The sequence below is a fragment of the Methylobacterium sp. Leaf104 genome, from assembly GCF_001422885.1.
Taxonomy (GTDB): domain Bacteria; phylum Pseudomonadota; class Alphaproteobacteria; order Rhizobiales; family Beijerinckiaceae; genus Methylobacterium.
In genome coordinates, this window is sequence record NZ_LMMZ01000034.1 from 139,466 (window position 1) to 158,199 (window position 18,734).

Here is an 18,734-nt window from a genome sequence, read left to right on the forward strand (position 1 = left end):
CGTAGCCCGCGAAGGCTGAATCGGAAAACTCCGAATTGCGAACGGCTCCAAGGTAGGATCATTGTCCCGCCGGACGGGCGGATTGGAATCGGGCGATGCCGGCAGGGGCGTTCATGGGCGGGGAGGCGACGGTCGTGGTGACCGGGCTCCTGCTCGTGCTCTGCATGGGCCTCTGGGCCAGCGGCCTCATCGCCGAGATCGTCACCGCGATGCTGTTCTTCGCCGGGGCGATGCTGTTTCGCCTCGCGCCCCCCGCGACCGTGTTCTCGGGCTTCGCCTCCTCGGCGTTCTGGCTCGTCCTCAGCGGCATGGTGGTGGGCCTCGCCATGACACGTTCGGGCCTCGGCGACCGCCTCGCGCGAAGCCTGTCGGGCCATCTCTCGGCCTCCTATCCGGCCTTCATCGCCGGCATCGTCGCCCTGTCCTTCGGCGTCGCCTTCGTGATGCCGTCCAATCTCGGGCGGATCGCCCTGCTGGTTCCCGTGGTGCTGGCCCTCTGCGACGCCTTCGGCCTCGAAGCCGGGCGCCCGGGCCGGCACGGCGCCGTCCTGGCGGTGGGCCTCGCCACCCCGATCCTCTCGGCCGCGATCCTGCCCGCCAACGTGCCGAATCTCGTGATGGCCGGCACCGCCGAGACGCAGTACGGCCTTCACATCGCCTACCTGCCCTATCTCCTGCTGCACGCACCGGTGCTCGCCCTGGTGAAGGGAGTCCTCCTCGTCCTGGCGATCATCCGGCTGTTTCCCGACCGGCTCGACCGCGGGGAGAACGGCGCCGCCCTCGCGAAGGAGCCCCTGCGCCCGGAGGCGCGGCGGCTTGCCGTGATCCTGGCCGCCACCCTCGCCTTCTGGGTCACCGACAGCCTGCATCACATCGCCCCGGCCTGGGTCGGGCTCGTCGCCGCGATCCTCTGCCTGATGCCCCGCATCGGCGTGCTGCCGGCGGAGGCCTTCGGCGCGGTGAACCTGCGCACCTGCTTCTACGTCGCCGCCCTCCTCGGCCTCGTGGCCACCGTGAACGAGACCGGCCTCGGCGCCAGCCTGGGCCACGCCCTCCTCCACGTCGCGCCGCTGACGCCGGACGCGCCGGGATACAATTTCGGGATTTTGACAGGGCTGGCGGCGATCCTCACGGTCGCGGTCACCGCCAATGGTGCCCCGGCGCTCTACACGGCGCTGGCCGGCGAGATGGCGCGAGCGAGCGGCCTCGACCTGATGGCTGTGGTGATGATCCAAGTCGTCGGCTACTCGACCCTGTTCCTGCCCTACCAGGCCCCGCCGATCGTGCTCGCGGTCGATCTCGGGAAGGTGCCGCTCCGCGCGGCGACCAAGCTGACCCTGGTGACCGGCTTCCTCTCTCTCCTCGTCGTCGCACCCCTGGATTATCTCTGGTGGCGCGCCCTCGGGTGGCTGTGAGGAGGCGGCACGAACCGAATGACGATTTGACGCCTGTGTCGCATGTGCGCTGCGGCGAAGCGGGGTTGCGCATTGGCGCCTGCCCGCTAGCACTTTAGAGACGATCCAAATTTTTCTTGGTGCCCTGTCAAAAACCGGTGCGCCGCCCAGTCGAGGACCTTCAGCACGATGGCTCCAACCGTCCGTCCCACGGTCGCCCAGCCGCTCTCGCCCCATCTCCAGATCTACCGCTGGACCTGGACCATGGCGATGTCGGTGTTCCACCGCATCACCGGCACGGCCCTCTACGGCGGTTCGGCCCTGGTGGCGATCTGGCTCGTGGCCCTCGCGTCGGGTCCGGCCGCCTACGGCACCGTCTCGTGGTTCTTCGGCTCGATCGTCGGCCGCCTGGTGCTGTTCGTCTACACCTGGATCCTGATGCACCACATGCTGGGCGGCCTGCGCCACTTCATCTGGGACCTCGGCTACGGCTTCGACCGTGCCCAGCGCATGGGCCTCGCCCGCGCGACCCTGATCGGCTCCGTGATCCTGACCGTCCTGATCTGGGCGCTCGCCCTGACCCTGCGCTGAGGAGACCGAGCGATGGTCGACAACCGCCAGAACACCAACGTCACCATGCGCACGCCCCGCGCCCGGGTGAAGGGCCTCGGGGCCTCGGGCCACGGCGCGGGCCATTTCTGGACCCAGCGCCTGACCGCCGCCGCCAACGCGCCGCTGATGCTGGCCTTCGTGGTCATCGTCGCGCTGATGGCGAACCGGCCCTACCCGGAGGCCATCGCGCTGATGTCGCACCCGGTGGTGGCCCTGGTCCTGATCCTCGCCGTGATCTCGGTCACGGCCCATATGAGGATCGGGATGCAGGTCATCATCGAGGACTACGTCCACGACAGGACGCTCAAGCTCCTGAGCCTGCTCGCCAATAATTTCTACGCGGTCGTCGTCGCCGTGGCCTGCCTGTACGCGATCCTGCGCGTCAGCCTCGGCAAGCTCGTCTGACCCGCACCCCGAACCCGAAGGATCAGCCCATGGCCACCAACGGAACCAACGGCAACGGCGCTCCCGCCTACACGATCAACGACCACACCTTCGACGTGGTGGTGGTGGGCGCCGGCGGCGCGGGCCTCCGCGCCACCGTGGGCTGCTCCCAGGCCGGCCTGCGCACCGCCTGCATCTCGAAGGTGTTTCCCACCCGGTCCCACACCGTGGCGGCGCAGGGCGGCATCTCGGCCTCGCTCGGCAACATGGGGCCGGACGACTGGCGCTGGCACATGTACGACACCGTGAAGGGGTCCGACTGGCTTGGCGACCAGGACGCCATCGAGTACCTCGTGCGCAACGCGCCGGCCGCGGTCTACGAGCTCGAGCACTGGGGCGTGCCCTTCTCCCGCACGGAAGAGGGCAAGATCTACCAGCGTCCGTTCGGCGGCATGACCACCGATTACGGCAAGGGCACCGCCCAGCGCACCTGCGCGGCGGCCGACCGCACCGGCCACGCCATGCTGCACACGCTCTACGGCCAGGCGGTGAAGAACCACACCAACTTCTTCATCGAGTACTTCGCCCTCGACCTCATCATGGACGAGGAGGGCCGCTGCCTCGGCGTCATCGCCATCGACCAAGCGTCGGGCGAGATCCATCGCTTCCGCGCCCAGATGACGATCCTGGCGACCGGCGGCTACGGGCGCTCGTACTTCTCGGCCACCTCCGCCCATACCTGCACCGGCGACGGCAACGCCATGGTGCTGCGCGCCGGCCTGCCCCTGCAGGACATGGAGTTCGTGCAGTTCCATCCCACCGGCATCTACGGCGCCGGCTGCCTCATCACCGAGGGCGCCCGTGGCGAGGGCGGCTACCTGACCAATTCCGAGGGCGAGCGCTTCATGGAGCGCTACGCCCCGTCGGCGAAGGACCTCGCCTCGCGCGACGTGGTCTCCCGCTCGATGACCATGGAGATCCGGGCCGGTCGCGGCGTCGGCAAGTCCAGCGACCACATCTACCTGCACCTCGACCACCTCGATCCGGCGATCCTGCACCAGCGCCTGCCGGGCATCTCGGAATCGGCCAAGATCTTCGCCGGCGTCGACGTCACCAAGGAGCCGATCCCGGTGCTGCCGACGGTCCATTACAACATGGGCGGCATCCCGACGAACTATCACGGTGAGGTGCTGACCCTGAAGAACGGCAACCCCGACACGGTGGTGCCGGGCCTGATGGCGCTCGGCGAGGCCGCCTGCGTCTCGGTGCACGGGGCCAACCGCCTCGGTTCGAACTCGCTGATCGACCTCGTGGTGTTCGGCCGGGCCGCGGGCCTGCGCTGCGCCGAGATCGTCGAGGCCGGCGCGCGCCAGATGGAGCTGCCGAAGGACTCCGCCGACAAGGCCCTCGGCCGCCTCGACCGCTTCCGCTACGCCAGCGGCGGCACGCCGACGGCGCAGCTGCGCGCCGAGATGCAGAAGACGATGCAGAACAACTGCGCCGTGTTCCGCACCGGCGAGGTGCTGGAGGAGGGCAAGACCCTCATCCACAAGGTCGCCGCCGGCATTCCCGACATCCACGTCAACGACCGCTCGCTGATCTGGAACACCGACCTCCTCGAGACCCTGGAATTCGACAACCTGATCGGCCAGGCCGTCGTCACCATGGAATCAGCCGCCAACCGCAAGGAGAGCCGCGGCGCCCATGCCCGCGAGGACTTCCCGGACCGCGACGACAAGGAGTGGATGAAGCACACGCTGGCCTGGATGGACGACACCTCCAAGCAGGTCAGCATCGATTACCGTCCGGTCCACACCTACACGATGTCGAACGAGATCCAGTACATCGAGCCGAAGGCGCGCGTGTACTGAGGCAACGACCCGCGTCGTTCCCCGGATTGGTTCTCACGAGACGGATTTAGGCACGCCAAACCATGGCTCAGTTCAATCTTCCCAAGAACTCCCAGATCACCGAGGGCAAGACCTGGCCTCGGCCGACCGGCGCGAACAACCTGCAGGAATTCCGGATCTACCGCTGGAATCCCGATGACGGGAAGAACCCGCGCGTCGACGTCTATCAGGTCGACCGGGACGATTGCGGCCCGATGGTCCTCGACGCCCTGCTCTGGATCAAGAGCAAGGTCGACTCGACCCTGGTGTTCCGGCGCTCCTGCCGCGAGGGCATCTGCGGCTCCTGCGCCATGAACATCGAGGGCCAGAACGCGCTCGCCTGCACCATGGGCATCGACGAATGCCAGGAGCACGCCAAGGGCAAGAAGACCGGCGCGGTGCGGATCTACCCGTTGCCGCACATGCCGGTGCTGAAGGATCTCGTCCCCGACCTGACGAACTTCTTCGCCCAGCACGCCTCGATCGAGCCCTGGCTCCAGACCGAGACGCCGGCGCCCGAGGGCGAGTGGAAGCAGACGCCGGAGGATCGGGCGCAGCTCGACGGCCTCTACGAGTGCATCCTCTGCGCCTGCTGCACCACCTCCTGCCCGAGCTACTGGTGGAACGGCGACCGCTTCCTCGGCCCGGCGGCCCTGCTCCAGGCCTATCGCTGGCTGATCGACAGCCGCGACGAGAACACCGGCGAGCGCCTCGACGCCCTGCACGATCCCTTCCGGCTGTATCGCTGCCACACGATCATGAACTGCGCCAACACCTGCCCAAAGAGCCTGAACCCGGCCAAGGCCATCGCCGAGATCAAGAAGATGATGATCGCCCGCGAGGTCTGAGCCGAACTGCGGTTCGGCGAACCCGGTCTCGGCCCCCGCGGTCGAGGCTGGACGAAAGAAGGGGCGCGCGGTCGATCGGACCGCGCGCCCCTTTTCTTGTGCGTCAAGCCTGCATTCACCGGGGCTCCCCGCGGGAGCGCCCCTTGCGCCGGCCTATTCGGCCGGCGCGTGATGCGGCACGTGCACCGCGCCGGGCTCCGCCTCGGGCTGGATGCCCTCGGTGGCGTCCTTTCGGCGGAAGATCCGCATCACGACCACGAAGAACACCGGCACGAACAGCACCGCCAGGATGGTGGCCGAGATCATGCCGCCGAGCACGCCGGTGCCGATCGCCTGCTGGCTCTTCGAGGCGGCGCCCGTGGCGATGGCCAACGGCACCACGCCGAAGATGAAGGCGAGCGAGGTCATCACGATCGGGCGGAAGCGCAGGGCCGAGGCCTCGATGGTGGCGTCGACCAGGGACTTGCCGGGCTTCCACAGGTCCTTGGCGAATTCCACGATCAGGATCGCGTTCTTGGCCGAGAGACCGATGATCGTGATGATGCCGATCTTGAAGTAGACGTCGTTGGGCAGGCCGCGCAGGTACACCGCCGCCACCGACCCGATGATGCCGAGCGGGATCACCAGCAGCACCGAGAACGGGATCGACCAGCTCTCGTAGAGGGCGGCGAGGCACAGGAACACGATCAGGATCGAGAGGCCGAGGAGCAGCGAGGCCTGGGAGCCCGCCTGCTTCTCCTGCAGCGACTGGCCGGTCCAGGCGTAGCCGAAGCCCTTCGGCAGCTGCTGCATCAGGCGTTCCATCTCCTCGATCGCGTCGCCCGAGGTGTAGCCGGCGGCCGGCTCGCCGGTGAAGCGGACCGACTGGTAGCCGTTGAAGCCGACGATCTGCGACGGACCGACGCCCCATTTCAACTCGGCGAAGGACGACATCGGCACCATGGTGCCCGTGGCGTTCTTCACCCCGTAGTTCAGCAGGTCAGGGGCCTGCATGCGCTGCAGCTGCTCGGCCTGGACGTAGACGCGCTGCATCTTGCCCTGGTTGGGGAAGTCGTTGGTGTAGACCGAGCCGAGATTGACCTGGATCGTGCTGTTGATGTCCTCGAACTTGACCCCGAGGGCGGCGGCCTTCTCGCGGTCGATGATCAGCTCCGCCTGCGGGGTCGGGGACAGGCCCTCGATCTTCATCTTCTGCAGGATGGGGCTCTTCTTCGCGAGCGTGAGCAGCTGCGACTCGGCCGCCGTCAGGGCCGAGTAGCCGCGCAGCGCCCGGTCCTGGAGACGGAACGAGAAGCCCGCGGCGTTGCCGAGGTTGTCCACCGGCGGCGGCTCCTGCGCGTCGACGATGGCGTCGCGGTAGCCGGCCAGGGCCGCGTTGGTGTCGGCCACGAGGGCGCTGGCGGAATTGGCCGCGTCGCGCTCGCTCCAGGGCTTCAGGGTGACGAAGGCCTGGCTCAGGTTCGGGCCCTGGCCCGAGAACGAGAAGCCGTTCAGCATCGTCACGGTGGCCACGCCGGGCCGGGCCAGGAGATACTGCTCCACCTCGCGCACCGCCGTCTGGGTGCGGTTGAACGAGGCGCCGGGCGGCGTCTGGATGTCGACGGTGAAGAAGCCCTGGTCCTCCACGGGCAGGAAGCCCTCAGGCAGGCGCAGGAAGGCGAAGCCGACCCCGACCAAGAGGGCGAGGTAGAGCATCATCACCTTGCCGGAGCGCTTGATCAGCCCGGCGACGCCGCGGCCGTAGCGGGCCGTCTCGCGGTCGACGATCCGGTTGAACCAGCCGAAGAAGCCGCCCTTGGCGTGGCCGTGGCCCTTCTCGATCGGCTTGAGCAGGGTGGCGCAGAGCGCCGGGGTCAGCGACAGGGCGAGCAGGGCCGAGAAGCCGATCGAGGTCACCATCGCGATGGAGAACTGCCGGTAGATGATGCCCACCGACCCGGGGAAGAAGGCCATCGGGATGAACACCGCGACGAGCACCAGGGTGATGCCGATGATCGCGCCGGTGATCTGGCCCATCGCCTTGCGGGTGGCCTCCTTGGGCGGAAGGCCCTCCTCGTTCATGATGCGCTCGACGTTCTCGACCACCACGATGGCGTCGTCGACGAGGATGCCGATGGCCAGCACCATGCCGAACATGGTCAGCACGTTGATCGAGAACCCCGCCAGCAGCATCACCGTGACCGTGCCGAGCAGCGCGATCGGGACGACGATGGTGGGGATCAGGGTGTAGCGGATGTTCTGCAGGAACAGGAACATGACCACGAACACCAGCACCACCGCCTCGACCAGGGTCATCAGGACCTTCTTGATCGAGGCCTTCACGGCCGGGGTGATGTCGTAGGGAATGTCCCACTTCAGACCGGGCGGGAAGAACTGCGACAGTTCCTCCATCTTGGCGCGGATGGCCTGGGCGGTCTCGAGGGCGTTGCCGTCGGGCGCCAGGGTGACGGAGATGCCCGCCGCCTCGCCGCCGTTGAGGCGGGTCGAGAACTGGTAGGCGTCGCCGCCCAGTTCGATCCGGGAGACGTCGCGCAGGCGCACGTTGGAGCCGTCGGAATTCGCCCGCAGCACGATCGCGCCGAAATCCTCGACGGTGTTGAGCTGGCCCTTCACGACGATCGGGGCGAAGACCGGGTGGTTGCTCGGGCTCGGCTGGGCGCCGACCGCGCCCGACGCGATCTGGATGTTCTGGTTGCGGATCGCGTCGGTGACGTCCTCGGGCGTCAGGGACAGGCCGCGCAGCTTGTCGGGATCGACCCAGACGCGCAGGGAGCGCTCCGTCGAGTACAGCGTCGCGCGGCCGACGCCGGGCACGCGCCGGATCTCGTTGATCACGTTGCGGATGAGGAAGTCGCCCAGCCCGATCTCGTCCATCTTCCCGTCGGTCGAGACCAGGGTGATGATGTTGAGCGTCGCGGCCGAGGCCTCCTCGACCAGGATGCCCTGCTGTCGGACCTCGGCGGGAAGCCGCGCCTCGACGCGCTTGAGGCGGTTCTGCACCTCGACCGAGGCGAGGGCCGGGTCGGTGCCCGGCAGGAAGGTCGCGGTGATGTTGATCGAGCCGAACGAGTCGGTGGTCGACTCGAAGCTCATGATGTTGGCCGCACCGTTCAGCTCATCCTCGATGAGCCGGGTCGTGCCGGTATAGAGGCTCTCCACCGAGGCGCCCGGGAAGGCGGTGGAAAGGGCGATCGAGGGCGGCGCGATCACGGGGTACTGCGCCACCGGCAGCAGGGGCAGCGAGAGCACGCCGCCCAGGATGATGAAGAGGGCGACGACCCAGGCGAAGACCGGCCGGTCGATGAAGAAACGAGCCATGGGTCAGCGCACCTGCGAGACGGGCTTGGCCGCGCCGGCCTTGCTCGGATCGGTCTTGGTCGGATCGGCCTTCGCTTCGCCCGGCTTGGCGCCGGCATCGGCATCCGCCGTGTCGGTGTCGCGGGGCTTCGGCTCGTGGTCCTCGGTGGCCGATTTGAGCTCGACGGTCTTCACCTCCTGGCCGGCGACGATCTTCTGCACGCCCTCGACCACGACCCGGTCGCCGGCCTTCAGGCCGGAGCGGATGATCCACTGGTTGCCGACCACCGAGCCGACCTCCACGGGCTGGAGCATCACCTTGCTGTCGTCCCGCACGACCCAGACCTCGGCCTTGCCGTCGCTGGTGCGCTGGATCGACTGCTGCGGCACCGCCAGGGCGTCGGTGTCGATGCCCTGCTTGATGCGGGCGCGGACATACATGCCGGGGAACAATTCGTCGTGCGGGTTCGGGAACAGCACGCGCAGGGTCACCTGGCCGGTGCTGGGGTCGGCGGTGACGTCCGAGAACAGCAGCTTGCCGGCCGAACCGTAGAGCGAGCCGTCATCCATGATCAGGTGCACGTTCGCGGTGTCGGCCGAGAGGCGCGAGAGCTCGCCGCTGGCGAGGTCCCGGCGCAGCTTGTTCAATTCGCCCACCGACTGGGTGATGTCGACGTAGATCGGGTCGAGCTGCTGGATGGTGGCGAGGTTGGCCGCGCCCCCCTGCTCCACCAGGGTGCCCTCGGTGAGGAGCGCCCGGCCGATGCGGCCCGAGATCGGCGCGCGGACGTCGGTCCAGCTCAGGTTGAGCTTGGCCCGGTCCCGGGTCGCCTTGGCGCCGGCGACCTCGGCCTCGGCCTGTTTCAGGCTCGCATAGGCGCTGTCGTACTGGGCCTGGCTCGCGGTCTGGCGCGACAGCAGCTGCTCGAGGCGGTCGGCCTGCTGGCTGGCGAGGACCTGGGCGGCCTCCGTGCGGGCGAGTGCCGCCTCGGCGCTCTGGAGTTCGACCGCGAAGGGCGCCGGATCGATCTTGTAGAGGAGGTCGCCCTCCTTCACGAGGCTGCCCTGCTCGAAGGTGCGCTTCACCACGAGGCCGGAGACGCGCGAGCGCACCTCGGCGATCCGCAGGGGAGCGACGCGGCCCGGCAGGTCGCGCAGATAGGGGATCGGCTGCTCGCGGACGGTGACGATGCCGACCTCCGGGACCGGCCCGGGGACCGGCGCGGACGCCTGCTGCTTCTGATTGCAGGCCGAGAGGGCGACCAGCACGAAGCCTGCCGCCAGCGCGGTCGGCCGGGTTCGGAACAGGCGGTGGTTCAAGGACGTCACGATCGTTTCGCTCCTGCGAAAGTTCGGCAAAAGGCGCTCGGCCCCGGGGCCGGCATCGCCGCGTTCAGGGTCCAGGGCCCTCATGCACCGCGAGCGGGCCGGGCCGTGGCAATCGTCGGGCCATGTCGGGATGGCCGTGACGGGATCGGGATCTGCTGCAACTTCGGCGAGCGCGGGAGCGGCCGGATCTGGCCGAGGCTGGATCATGCCGAATCGCTCCGCGGCCGGATCGCCCGGGACGATCCTCGCCTAGCCTACAATCTGGGCGATCCGACGACACGCGCACCACCGGCACGCGAAGTGCGGTCCGGACGCACGCAAACGTGAGCGATCCGGTGCCCGCTCAGATCAGGAGGTCACGCCGCGGCGGGCGTTCCAGGGGCGAGATCGCGCGGGTCTCACAGTCCACCGCGGCGCGCGGCAGGCCGAGGCGCTTCGGCTCGTGCCGGCCGATCGGGACGATCCGCTGCTGGGAGACGCTGCCGGCCGCCTCGTCGAGGTCGACCATCCCGACGGAGATCCGCGCCAGCAGGTCGGGGGCGTTCGGAACCGTCGTCGCCGCCATCGCGGCGTGACGCTCGAACCCGCGTGGGGCGTCGCCCGAGCCCTGCAGGAGGGGCAGCATCGCGCAGACGAGGAACAGCAGGGCGAGGAGACCCGACACCGCCGTGCCGAGCGCACAGCCGAGCCCATGACGACCGAGCCCATGCCGGCCGGCCCGCGCCGGATCGGCACAGGCGGACGGACCCGCATCGGCGGCACTGGCCATATGGCTTGTTGGGCTGCTCACGGTCACGAGTCTGGGGCTGGCCAGCCTGGGCCGCAAGTTCCTGCGGCATTGTGTCAGGTGCCCCGGGCCGTTCCCCGGGACCCGCGGATCCGAGGCGTTGCCGGGATCACACAGGGGCGGCCCGTTCCGCCGAGGCTCGGTTGACCACCCCGCTCCATCCCGCCAAGGCTCTCGCCCCCGACCACATGCCTCCGGGAAAGCCGGGCCTCCGCGCCCGCCCTTTGCCGGTTCACGGCAGGAGGACAGACCATGCAGACGCGCCGCGTTCTCGCCGCATCCGCCCTGGCGGCGGCCCTGACCGTATCGACCGGACCGGCCTTCGCCGGAAACCCGTTCGACAGCGGGCCCATCGCCGACTTCATGAACATCTTCAAGGAGCAGGCGATCCCCCGCGAGACCGTCGCCTGGAAGGGCACGGAAAAGCCCGGCACGATCGTGGTCTCGACCAGCCAGCGCCGGCTCTACTACGTGCTCGGCGCCGGCCAGGCCGTGCGCTACGGCGTCGGCGTCGGTCGCCAGGGCTTCTCGTGGTCCGGCGAGAAGCGCGTGACCATGAAGAAGGAATGGCCGGATTGGCGCCCGCCGTCGCAGATGCTGGCGCGCCGCCCCGACCTGCCGCGCTTCATGGCCGGCGGCCAGGACAACCCCCTCGGCGCGCGGGCGCTCTACCTCGGCTCCTCGCTCTACCGTATCCACGGTTCGAACGAGCCCGAGACCATGGGCGCCGCCGTCTCCTCGGGCTGCATCCGCATGACCAACAAGGACATCGTCGACCTCTACGATCGCGCCAAGGTCGGCACGAGGGTCGTCGTCCGCAACTGAGCCGCGCCTCCGGCGCTCCCATCCTCCATCCCGCCTCCAGTCGGTCTTCACTGGACCATGACGTGAGGACGGGATGATCTTCGGGGTGGATATCGGCCTGATCGCGGGCCTGTTCGCGGTCGCGGTGGCGGCCGGCTGCGTCGATGCGATCGCGGGCGGCGGCGGCCTGCTCACCGTCCCGGCCCTGCTGCTCGCGGGGCTCGATCCCGTCTCGGCGATCGCGACGAACAAGCTCCAGGGCAGCGCCGGCGCGGTCTCCTCGACCCTCGCCTTCGCGCGCCGCCGCCTGATCCACTGGCCCGATGCCTGGAAGATCGCGGTGAGCGCCGGCTGCGCCTCCGTCGCCGGTGCGCTCTGCGTCAGCCTGCTGCCGCGCGCCGTCCTCGACGCCGCGGTGCCGATCCTGCTCGTGGCCATCGCGATCTACTTCGCGACCGCCAAGCGCATGAGCAACGAGGACGCCACCGCGCGGATCACGCCGAACTGGTTCGCCCTGACCTGGGCACCGGCCGTCGGCTTCTACGACGGCGTGTTCGGCCCCGGCGCGGGGGCCTTCTACATGATCGGCTTCGTGACCCTGCTCGGCCTCGGCGTGGTCAGGGGCACAGCCCACACCAAGCTCGCCAACGCCGCGAGCAATCTCGGCAGCCTCGCCCTGTTCGCCCTGGGCGGCCACGTGGTCTGGGCGATCGGCCTGACGATGGCGGTGGGCGCCTTCCTCGGCGCGCAGATCGGCTCGCGCCTGGCGATCCGCATGGGCGCGCGGCTGATCCGCCCCCTCCTCGTCACCATCGCCTGCGTGATGGCGCTGCGCCTCCTCTCCGACCCGGCCAACCCGCTGCGGCGCGCCGTGCTCGGATGGTTCGGCGGCTGATCGCCGATCACCGGTCCGCCTGCGACGACCCGCCATCCGGTTCCTGGTTTCAAGGGGGCCGGCCGTTCGGAGGCGCGGCGTGCGGCTTCGGACGAAGCCGAACATCGTCGAGGATCCCGTCGCGACCGGACCGGTGCGGCGGATCCGGGAGCGCTTCGCGCGAACCCCGGAGGCTGTGTTCGGGCTGGCCTTGGGCGCGATCGGCACCCCCATCCTGACCGATGGTCTGCGCGAGATCGTCCGGCGCTGACTTGGGTGTCGCCGAGCCGCCGGCCGGTCGCGGCCGCGGGTCCCGGGGTGAGGCCCCTCAGCGCGGCATGAAGGCCCAGTAATCCAGGTCGAGGATCACGGCCGGGTCGTAGGCGTCGCCGACCTTGTCGGGGTGGTTGCCGCAGGGCTGGTTCTTGGTGGCGACCGTGCGCAGGCGCAGCGCCCCGATATCGCTGCGGCCCGGCAGCTCGGCGGTCTCCAGCACCTCGCTCCAGGCATAGACGGTGTCGCCGGCGAAGAGCGGGGCGACGTGGCGCCCGGCATTGATGCCCGCCAGGGCGAAGGCGTTGCCGAGGCCGTTGAAGCTCAGCGCCCGGGCGAGCGAGATCACGACGCCGCCGTAGATCAGCCGGCGGCCGAAGCGCGTGTCCTTGGCCGCGTAGCCGTCGAAATGCACCTTGGCGGTGTTCTGGTAGAGGCGCGTGGCGATCTGGTGCTCGGCCTCCTCGACGGTCATGCCGTCGACGTGGTCGATCCGCTCCCCGACGACGTAGTCGCCGAAGCGGTGTGGCGAGCCGGCGAGCGCGCAGTCGTAGGCACCGGCGTTCAGGGGTGGCAGGGCACCGGCGAGGTCGGCCGGGTCCACCACCTTGGCGAAGGTCGGCACGTGCTCCCGGGCGATCGTCGCCTCCGGATCGCGCTTCTTCACCAGCACCCAGCGGCAGTAGCTCAGCACGGTCTCGCCGTTGGCGTCCGAGCCGGTGGAGCGGACATAGACCACGCCGGTCTGGCGGTTCGAGCTCTCCTTGAGGCCGATCACCTCGGAGACGGTCGAGAGGGTCTCGCCCGGATAGACCGGCCGGCGGAAGCCGCCCTCGGCGTAGCCGAGATTGGCCAGGGCGTTGAGGGAGATGTCCGGCACGGTCTTGCCGAAGACCACGTGGAAGGTGAGCAGGTCGTCGAGGGGGCTCTGCGGATAGCCGATGGCGCGGGCGAAAGCGTCGGAGGACTGCACGGCGAAGCGCGGGCCGTAGAGCGCGGTGTAGAGCGCGACGTCGCCCTGGGTGACCGTGCGGGGCGTGGCATGGCGGATGGTCTCCCCGAGGCGGTAATCCTCGAAGAAGCGGCCGGGATTGGTCTTCATGACGGTCTCGTTCCCAGGGCGGCGCGGTTGCGCGTCGGTTTCTTGTGTCGGGCGGGTCGTCGTTGCGTCCCGCCCCTCGGGAGCCCCTCGGCTCAGCGCGTGTAGACGTAGGTCTGCGTCGGCACGAATTCGTGGAGCAGACGGCTGGCGAAGAGCAGCAGCAGGACGAGCACGATCGGCGACAGGTCGACGCCGCCGAGATTGGGCAGGATGTTGCGGATCGGGCGCAGCACCGGCTCGGTGAGGCGGTAGAGCACCTCGCCGATCTGGGAGACGATCGGGTTGCGGACATTCACCACGTTGAATGCCACGAGCCAGCTCAGGACGGCGCTGGCGATGAGGACGTAGATGTAGAGCTGCACGACGGTGTCGAAGAGCCAGATGAAGGCGTTCATGCGCGGAAACGATGTCCTCGTGACCCGCGCCCGCGAGGCGCATCACGCGCACGCAAAGCAGCAGGATTTCTGGAATTGACAGGTCGGCGTGCGCGAGCCTAAAAGGCCGCCACCCCGGAACGGGGCTGTAGCTCAGATGGGAGAGCGCCGCAATCGCACTGCGGAGGTCAGCGGTTCGATCCCGCTCAGCTCCACCAGGTTTCCCCAGCATGCGGGAACGCCGGTGGTTTCATCCGGACGACCGACAGGATGCGGAGCCCGCGCGGGCTCCCCTCACGCGCCCTTCAGCGGATCGTGGCCCCAGTTCATCAGCGACAGGCGCCAGGGCGAATCCTTCACCTTGTCGGCCTCCTTGGGGCCGCCCTGCTTCAGGTGACGATGCACGTAGCCGACGACCTTGGCCATGTGGGCGTAGTCGTCGTCGCTGAGATCGGTCTTCTTGGTGCGCAGGAGTTCCACGATTCGCCGACCCTCGCGGTGGCCCGTCGCTTCGCCGCCCTTCGTCTTCTGGCCGACCGACTGGCTCTCGTCGGTCTCCAGGAAGGCTTCCAGCTTGGCCGCGGTCATGTTCACGGCATCGTGGAACGCCTCGTAGGTCTCGGCGTGGTCGTCGGCCTTGGCTGCCATGCGGTTCTCTCCCGAAATCTCGGGCGGAAAACCGGGCCGTCGGCCGCGGGGTTCCGGCCCCGCGACGGCGCGTCCGCTCAGGCGATCAACCAGGCCACGCCCATCACGCCGGCCAGGAATATCCCGTAGGTCACCAGGACGGCGACGATCTCACGGTGCTGGATGACGATGTTTTCTGAAGCGGTCAGCATGGCGGTATGGCCGGGAGTGGAACGAGATCCTTCATCTCATGCCCGGCCTAAGAATTCGATGATCAGAACTACGGCCCGGATGAGGAAACTGCCGATGTCTCCCGGCGGCCACAGGCCGCCCCGTGACGGAGCGCCCGGTCAGGCCGGACGGTCGGTGGGCTGGTCGAACAGGAAGTCGTCGACGGAGGGGATGGTCACCGCCAGGCCGGCGCCCGCGCCGTAGCTCGCCTTCGAGAGGCGCCAGGGCGAGTCGGTCCGGGCGCGGATGGCCTCCGAAGGACGCAGGCGCCGGGGTGTGCCGTCGGCGCCGATCTCCTCGATCAGCACGAAGCCGTAGACCTGGAGGCGGGCCGCGATCAGCTTGGTCTCCCGGTCGCCCGCGGCCACCGCGAGGCTGCCCGTCGCGTAGACCGAATCCATCAGCGCGCGCTGCTCGCTGCGCCGGGCCGCCAGGCCGCCGCGCGGGACCGACGGAGCCGCGGCCGACGGCTGGGGGCGGAGGGTGCGTCGGAAGGGGACCACATTGTCCATCGTCGCCGGAACGCTGCCCATACGCCACTGTCCTCACGCTGCACTCGAACGGCCGGGCGAACGCCCCGGCACGTCCCCTGATTTCGACGGTTCCGCTTAACGGGCAGCTAACGTTACCGGCCGGCGCCGTCCCGTTTCCGGGCCGTCCGGCCCGGGCGCGCAAATGCTTGTGACTCGCGGCTCGGGATGGTCTACCCGGCCGGCAGACCCGACCCGAGAGGAACGCGCGGCATGGCATCCATCTTCGAGGCCCACAGCTTCGCGATGATCGCGCATGCGGGGCAGATCGATAAGGGCGGGCAACCCTATATCCGCCACTTGGAGCGGGTCGCCAACGCGGCGGTCGGGCGGGCCGGCCACGCCAAATCGGTGGATCGCCTCGCCATCGAGCCGATGGAGGTGATGCAGGCCGCGATCCTGCACGACGTCCTCGAGGACACCCCGACCACGCCGATCGCCCTGCGGGCCGAGGGCTTCTCCGAGGCGGTGATCGCCATGGTGACGATGCTGACGAAGCCGGCGGAGCGCGTGCCCTACGATGCGCGGATCTCGGCCCTGATCGCCAAGGATCACCTCGGGGCGCTGCTGATCAAGATGTCCGATACCGAGGACAATCTCAGCCCGGACCGGACGCTGCCCGGCGGCGAGGCCCTGCGCGAGCGCTACGCCCTGGCCTTCGGCCGCCTGAGGGAGGCCGCCGGCCGCCTCGGCTATACCGGGGCGTAGGCGGGGCATGAAGAAGCCCCGCAGCGTCGCTGCGGGGCTCGGATTTCGGGATCGGCCTCCCGCCCGATCGGCCGGAGGCGGTGGCTTCGGGAGGCTCAGTCCCGGGACATCACTCGGTCCCGGGACATCACTTGGTCTCGAAGAATCACTTAGTCTCGAAGTCTCGAAGAATCACTTGCCGCTGGGAGCCGCGCCGCTGCCGGTCACGCCGTTGCCGCCGGTGCTGCCGCCGGGCGCGCCGACCGTGGCCGTGCTCGGGCCGCCGGAGGTGCCGGCCGGCGCCATGGTGGACCCAGTGGAGGCGGGGCCGCCCATCCGGTCCATCGATTTCTCGCCGTTGCTCTTCACGCTGGCCGGATTGTTCATGTTGCGCTCGCTCGAACCGGCACCGGTGCCGGTCTGCGCGAAGGCGGAACCCGTGAGGGCCAGGGCGATGGAGCCGGCGAAAGCCAGGATCTTGATAGACATGCTGCGTTGTCTCCCAGTCATTGATATCTGGTCGACCAACGCGGAGCCCCGATCGATTGTTCAAATTCTTCGGGGAATACCATCCGGCCGGTCGTGTTACGCCGGCTCGTGTGGGGCTTGACTGGCGATGGACGTCGGTCGCATCCGTGCAGGGCCAGCAGCGCCGGCCCCGCGTGGCGCTCAGGTGTCGCTCTCGGCGCGGTCGGTGTTCTGCTCGTCCTCGTCGTAGGTGTAGCCCTCGAGCCAGTCCGCGCTGTTCTGCGAACCGGCCGGATAGGGATTGACGGAATCCGGCTGGCCGGCCTGCTTGGCCGCGCGGCCTTCCTCCATCACCTGCTTGGATACCACTGCCATGTCGTTCGCTCCCGTGAGGACCCGCGCCTTACGGTAGGGCGGCGCCGGCCGGCGGGGACCCTCGGGGCAGCAAAAACCCGCCGCGGCCGGAGCCGGGCGGGTCTCGGTTTCGCCGAGCGGGGGGCGCGGGCGCCGCCCGGCGGCGATCCTCAGGCGAGCTGCGTGGTGAAGCGGGCCGTGGTCTTGGCGCGGACCTCGTCCTCGGTGACGCCGTCGGCGAGCTCGACCAGGGTCATGCCGCCCTCGCCCTTCTTGTCGATGGTGAAGACGCCCAGATCCGTGATGACCATGTCGACCACGTGGGTGCCGGTGAGCGGCAGGTCGCAGGCGGCCAGCAGCTTGGGGCTCTCCGAGCCGTCCTTGCCCTTGGCGGTGTGCTCCATCACCACCACCACCTTCTTGACGCCGGCCACGAGGTCCATGGCGCCGCCCATGCCCTTCACCATCTTGCCCGGGATCATCCAGTTGGCGAGGTCGCCGTTCTCGGCCACCTGCATGGCGCCGAGGATCGACAGGTTGATGTGCCCGCCGCGGATCATCCCGAAGGATTCGGCCGAGGAGAAGTAGCTGGTGGTCGGCAGCGCGGTGATCGTCTGCTTGCCGGCGTTGATCAGGTCGGCATCCTCCTCGCCCTCGTACGGGAAGGGTCCCATGCCGAGCATGCCGTTCTCGGATTGCAGCTGCACCGACATCCCGTCCGGGATGTAGTTCGAGACGAGGGTCGGGATGCCAATGCCGAGGTTCACGTAGAAGCCGTCCTGCAGCTCCTTCGCGGCGCGCTCGGCCATCTGTTCGCGGGTCCAGGCCATGATGGTTCTCCTTAGCTCGGCTCTCAGACGGCGGCGGCGGGCGCGGCGGGCTCGCCGCGCTTGCGGGTGGTGCGCTGCTCGATGCGCTTCTCGCGCTCCGGCACGTGGACGATGCGCTTCACGAAGATGCCGGGGGTGATGATGGTGTCCGGATCGATCTCGCCGGGCTGCACGAGATGCTCGACCTGCGCCACGGTGATCGCGGCGGCGGTCGCCATCATCGGATTGAAGTTCCGCGCCGTCTTCCGGTAGATCAGGTTGCCCTCGGTGTCGCCCTTCCAGGCATGGACGATGGCGAGGTCCGCGAAGAGGCCGCGCTCCATCACGTAGTCCTCGCCGTCGAACGCGCGCACGTCCTTGCCTTCGGCGATCAGGGTGCCGACGCCGGTCTTGGTGTAGAAGGCCGGGATGCCGGCGCCGCCGGCGCGGATGCGCTCGGCCAGGGTGCCCTGCGGGTTGAACTCGATGGCCAGTTCGCCGCCGAGGTACTGCCGGGCGAATTCCTTGTTCTCGCCCACATAGGACGAGATCATCTTGGCGACCTGGCGGGTCTCGAGGAGCTTGCCGAGGCCGACGCCGTCGATGCCGGCATTGTTCGACACCACGGTGAGGCCCTTCACGCCCGACGCGCGGATCGCCTCGATCAGGGCGTCGGGGATCCCGCAGAGGCCGAAGCCGCCGCACATGATCATCATGTCGTCCTTCAGCACGCCGGCCAGCGCCGCCGTGGCGTCGGGATAAACCTTCTTCATGGATGCCCTCCTGTATGGTTCTGTTCTTGGTCGGCGCGACCGTCACGCGAAAGCGGCGTCCTGCCAAGCCCTTGTCGCGATGCGGCCGTTACATTTTGCACTGCGCGGCACAGCCCCGGGCCGGCCCGAGCGGGCCGGACACTCCAGGGTCCGCGTGAGCGATCCGCCGCGACGGGCCGTGGATGGCTCGGGGTGCACCCGAGGGGCCGGGGAGACAAGCCGGGCGCCGAGGCTTATCAGGGATGGGTCGCCGGTTCTTCCGCGCGTCGCGGCCGCCGGGGCCCGACG

20 protein-coding genes and 1 tRNA gene are annotated in these 18,734 nt (G+C 69.0%); 10 read left to right on the plus strand and 11 right to left on the minus strand.

The genetic code is table 11. The annotated features are described in order from the left end of the window. Window positions 1–95 precede the first annotated feature (95 nt). From ASF49_RS15895 to ASF49_RS15915, 5 genes are all read left to right on the plus strand, one after another. Window positions 96–1,415 carry an SLC13 family permease gene (locus ASF49_RS15895; protein ID WP_200930069.1) on the plus strand — a complete coding sequence of 440 codons (1,320 nt, stop codon included), beginning with the start codon at window positions 96–98 and terminating at the stop codon, window positions 1,413–1,415. Between the two features lie 168 nt (window positions 1,416–1,583). Further along, on the plus strand, window positions 1,584–1,985 hold the full coding sequence (gene sdhC / locus ASF49_RS15900; protein ID WP_056474844.1) for a succinate dehydrogenase, cytochrome b556 subunit: 402 nt from the start codon (window positions 1,584–1,586) through the stop codon (window positions 1,983–1,985). Between the two features lie 12 nt (window positions 1,986–1,997). Then, window positions 1,998–2,411, plus strand: coding sequence for a succinate dehydrogenase, hydrophobic membrane anchor protein (gene sdhD, locus ASF49_RS15905; protein WP_056474848.1), 414 nt, complete (start codon window positions 1,998–2,000; stop codon window positions 2,409–2,411). 29 nt (window positions 2,412–2,440) lie between these two features. Continuing rightward, entirely contained in the window at window positions 2,441–4,261 is a 1,821-nt protein-coding gene (gene sdhA / locus ASF49_RS15910) for a succinate dehydrogenase flavoprotein subunit (RefSeq protein ID WP_056474860.1), read from the plus strand. 62 nt (window positions 4,262–4,323) lie between these two features. Next, window positions 4,324–5,127, plus strand: coding sequence for a succinate dehydrogenase iron-sulfur subunit (locus tag ASF49_RS15915; protein ID WP_056474864.1), 804 nt, complete (start codon window positions 4,324–4,326; stop codon window positions 5,125–5,127). Window positions 5,128–5,280: 153 nt separating this feature from the next. On the opposite strand, the gene ASF49_RS15920 is transcribed toward ASF49_RS15915, so the two are convergent. From ASF49_RS15920 to ASF49_RS15930, 3 genes are all read right to left on the minus strand, one after another. Continuing rightward, window positions 5,281–8,445, minus strand: coding sequence for a multidrug efflux RND transporter permease subunit (locus tag ASF49_RS15920; protein ID WP_056474867.1), 3,165 nt, complete (start codon window positions 8,443–8,445; stop codon window positions 5,281–5,283). Between the two features lie 3 nt (window positions 8,446–8,448). Then, entirely contained in the window at window positions 8,449–9,753 is a 1,305-nt protein-coding gene (locus tag ASF49_RS15925) for an efflux RND transporter periplasmic adaptor subunit (protein ID WP_243214573.1), read from the minus strand. A 343-nt stretch (window positions 9,754–10,096) separates the two neighbouring features. Then, a complete protein-coding gene (locus tag ASF49_RS15930; protein ID WP_056474871.1) occupies window positions 10,097–10,522 on the minus strand; it encodes a hypothetical protein in 426 nt (141 codons plus the stop codon). A 270-nt stretch (window positions 10,523–10,792) separates the two neighbouring features. Here ASF49_RS15930 and ASF49_RS15935 point away from each other — a divergent pair, with 270 nt between their 5' ends. The 3 genes from ASF49_RS15935 to ASF49_RS23810 all read left to right on the plus strand — a co-directional run bounded on the left by ASF49_RS15935 (window position 10,793) and on the right by ASF49_RS23810 (window position 12,489). Beyond that, entirely contained in the window at window positions 10,793–11,365 is a 573-nt protein-coding gene (locus tag ASF49_RS15935) for a L,D-transpeptidase (protein WP_056474874.1), read from the plus strand. Window positions 11,366–11,438: 73 nt separating this feature from the next. Then, the gene (locus ASF49_RS15940; RefSeq protein WP_056474877.1) at window positions 11,439–12,239 is read left to right on the plus strand and encodes a TSUP family transporter; all 801 of its coding nucleotides are present in this window, start codon (window positions 11,439–11,441) and stop codon (window positions 12,237–12,239) included. Between the two features lie 79 nt (window positions 12,240–12,318). Continuing rightward, the gene (locus ASF49_RS23810; protein ID WP_156653054.1) at window positions 12,319–12,489 is read left to right on the plus strand and encodes a hypothetical protein; all 171 of its coding nucleotides are present in this window, start codon (window positions 12,319–12,321) and stop codon (window positions 12,487–12,489) included. Between the two features lie 57 nt (window positions 12,490–12,546). On the opposite strand, the gene ASF49_RS15945 is transcribed toward ASF49_RS23810, so the two are convergent. After that, complete coding sequence (locus ASF49_RS15945) at window positions 12,547–13,593, minus strand: MaoC family dehydratase (protein WP_056474880.1); 1,047 nt, start codon at window positions 13,591–13,593, stop codon at window positions 12,547–12,549. A 92-nt stretch (window positions 13,594–13,685) separates the two neighbouring features. After that, window positions 13,686–13,988, minus strand: coding sequence for a YggT family protein (locus ASF49_RS15950; RefSeq protein ID WP_056474884.1), 303 nt, complete (start codon window positions 13,986–13,988; stop codon window positions 13,686–13,688). 121 nt (window positions 13,989–14,109) lie between these two features. Here ASF49_RS15950 and ASF49_RS15955 point away from each other — a divergent pair. Next, window positions 14,110–14,185, plus strand: a tRNA-Ala gene (locus ASF49_RS15955). A 76-nt stretch (window positions 14,186–14,261) separates the two neighbouring features. On the opposite strand, the gene ASF49_RS15960 is transcribed toward ASF49_RS15955, so the two are convergent. Together ASF49_RS15960 and ASF49_RS15965 are read right to left on the minus strand one after the other, a co-directional pair. Continuing rightward, entirely contained in the window at window positions 14,262–14,615 is a 354-nt protein-coding gene (locus ASF49_RS15960; RefSeq protein ID WP_056474885.1) for a DUF3140 domain-containing protein, read from the minus strand. Between the two features lie 329 nt (window positions 14,616–14,944). Then, a complete protein-coding gene (locus ASF49_RS15965) occupies window positions 14,945–15,358 on the minus strand; it encodes a hypothetical protein (protein ID WP_056474887.1) in 414 nt (137 codons plus the stop codon). Between the two features lie 210 nt (window positions 15,359–15,568). Between ASF49_RS15965 and ASF49_RS15970 the strand changes: the two genes are divergently transcribed. Then, window positions 15,569–16,063 (plus strand): HD domain-containing protein, encoded by a 495-nt coding sequence (locus ASF49_RS15970; protein WP_056474889.1) that lies wholly within the window; start codon window positions 15,569–15,571, stop codon window positions 16,061–16,063. 171 nt (window positions 16,064–16,234) lie between these two features. Here the strand turns inward: ASF49_RS15970 and ASF49_RS15975 are convergent, their stop codons facing one another. From ASF49_RS15975 to ASF49_RS15985, 4 genes are all read right to left on the minus strand, one after another. Next, window positions 16,235–16,531: a hypothetical protein gene (locus tag ASF49_RS15975; protein ID WP_056474891.1), complete on the minus strand. Its 297-nt coding sequence runs from the start codon at window positions 16,529–16,531 to the stop codon at window positions 16,235–16,237. Window positions 16,532–16,711: 180 nt separating this feature from the next. Continuing rightward, complete coding sequence (locus tag ASF49_RS24260) at window positions 16,712–16,885, minus strand: hypothetical protein (RefSeq protein WP_200930070.1); 174 nt, start codon at window positions 16,883–16,885, stop codon at window positions 16,712–16,714. 149 nt (window positions 16,886–17,034) lie between these two features. Beyond that, a complete protein-coding gene (locus ASF49_RS15980) occupies window positions 17,035–17,694 on the minus strand; it encodes a 3-oxoacid CoA-transferase subunit B (protein ID WP_056474894.1) in 660 nt (219 codons plus the stop codon). A 23-nt stretch (window positions 17,695–17,717) separates the two neighbouring features. Further along, window positions 17,718–18,446 carry a CoA transferase subunit A gene (locus tag ASF49_RS15985; RefSeq protein WP_056474898.1) on the minus strand — a complete coding sequence of 243 codons (729 nt, stop codon included), beginning with the start codon at window positions 18,444–18,446 and terminating at the stop codon, window positions 17,718–17,720. Window positions 18,447–18,734 lie beyond the last annotated feature (288 nt).

What these genes read in the sequence shown, in the direction of transcription:
- ASF49_RS15915 (WP_056474864.1), top strand. Translation starts at nt 4,324, where the DNA reads ATGGCTCAGTTCAATCTTCCCAAGAACTCCCAGATCACCGAGGGCAAG.
- ASF49_RS15975 (WP_056474891.1), bottom strand. Translation starts at nt 16,531, where the DNA reads ATGTCTATCAAGATCCTGGCTTTCGCCGGCTCCATCGCCCTGGCCCTC.
- ASF49_RS15920 (WP_056474867.1), bottom strand. Translation starts at nt 8,445, where the DNA reads ATGGCTCGTTTCTTCATCGACCGGCCGGTCTTCGCCTGGGTCGTCGCC.
- ASF49_RS15965 (WP_056474887.1), bottom strand. Translation starts at nt 15,358, where the DNA reads ATGGGCAGCGTTCCGGCGACGATGGACAATGTGGTCCCCTTCCGACGC.
- ASF49_RS15970 (WP_056474889.1), top strand. Translation starts at nt 15,569, where the DNA reads ATGGCATCCATCTTCGAGGCCCACAGCTTCGCGATGATCGCGCATGCG.
- ASF49_RS15895 (WP_200930069.1), top strand. Translation starts at nt 96, where the DNA reads ATGCCGGCAGGGGCGTTCATGGGCGGGGAGGCGACGGTCGTGGTGACC.
- ASF49_RS15945 (WP_056474880.1), bottom strand. Translation starts at nt 13,593, where the DNA reads ATGAAGACCAATCCCGGCCGCTTCTTCGAGGATTACCGCCTCGGGGAG.
- sdhA (WP_056474860.1), top strand. Translation starts at nt 2,441, where the DNA reads ATGGCCACCAACGGAACCAACGGCAACGGCGCTCCCGCCTACACGATC.
- sdhC (WP_056474844.1), top strand. Translation starts at nt 1,584, where the DNA reads ATGGCTCCAACCGTCCGTCCCACGGTCGCCCAGCCGCTCTCGCCCCAT.
- ASF49_RS15980 (WP_056474894.1), bottom strand. Translation starts at nt 17,694, where the DNA reads ATGGCCTGGACCCGCGAACAGATGGCCGAGCGCGCCGCGAAGGAGCTG.
- ASF49_RS24260 (WP_200930070.1), bottom strand. Translation starts at nt 16,885, where the DNA reads ATGGCAGTGGTATCCAAGCAGGTGATGGAGGAAGGCCGCGCGGCCAAG.
- ASF49_RS15930 (WP_056474871.1), bottom strand. Translation starts at nt 10,522, where the DNA reads ATGGCCAGTGCCGCCGATGCGGGTCCGTCCGCCTGTGCCGATCCGGCG.
- sdhD (WP_056474848.1), top strand. Translation starts at nt 1,998, where the DNA reads ATGGTCGACAACCGCCAGAACACCAACGTCACCATGCGCACGCCCCGC.
- ASF49_RS15960 (WP_056474885.1), bottom strand. Translation starts at nt 14,615, where the DNA reads ATGGCAGCCAAGGCCGACGACCACGCCGAGACCTACGAGGCGTTCCAC.
- ASF49_RS15985 (WP_056474898.1), bottom strand. Translation starts at nt 18,446, where the DNA reads ATGAAGAAGGTTTATCCCGACGCCACGGCGGCGCTGGCCGGCGTGCTG.
- ASF49_RS15940 (WP_056474877.1), top strand. Translation starts at nt 11,439, where the DNA reads ATGATCTTCGGGGTGGATATCGGCCTGATCGCGGGCCTGTTCGCGGTC.
- ASF49_RS15935 (WP_056474874.1), top strand. Translation starts at nt 10,793, where the DNA reads ATGCAGACGCGCCGCGTTCTCGCCGCATCCGCCCTGGCGGCGGCCCTG.
- ASF49_RS15950 (WP_056474884.1), bottom strand. Translation starts at nt 13,988, where the DNA reads ATGAACGCCTTCATCTGGCTCTTCGACACCGTCGTGCAGCTCTACATC.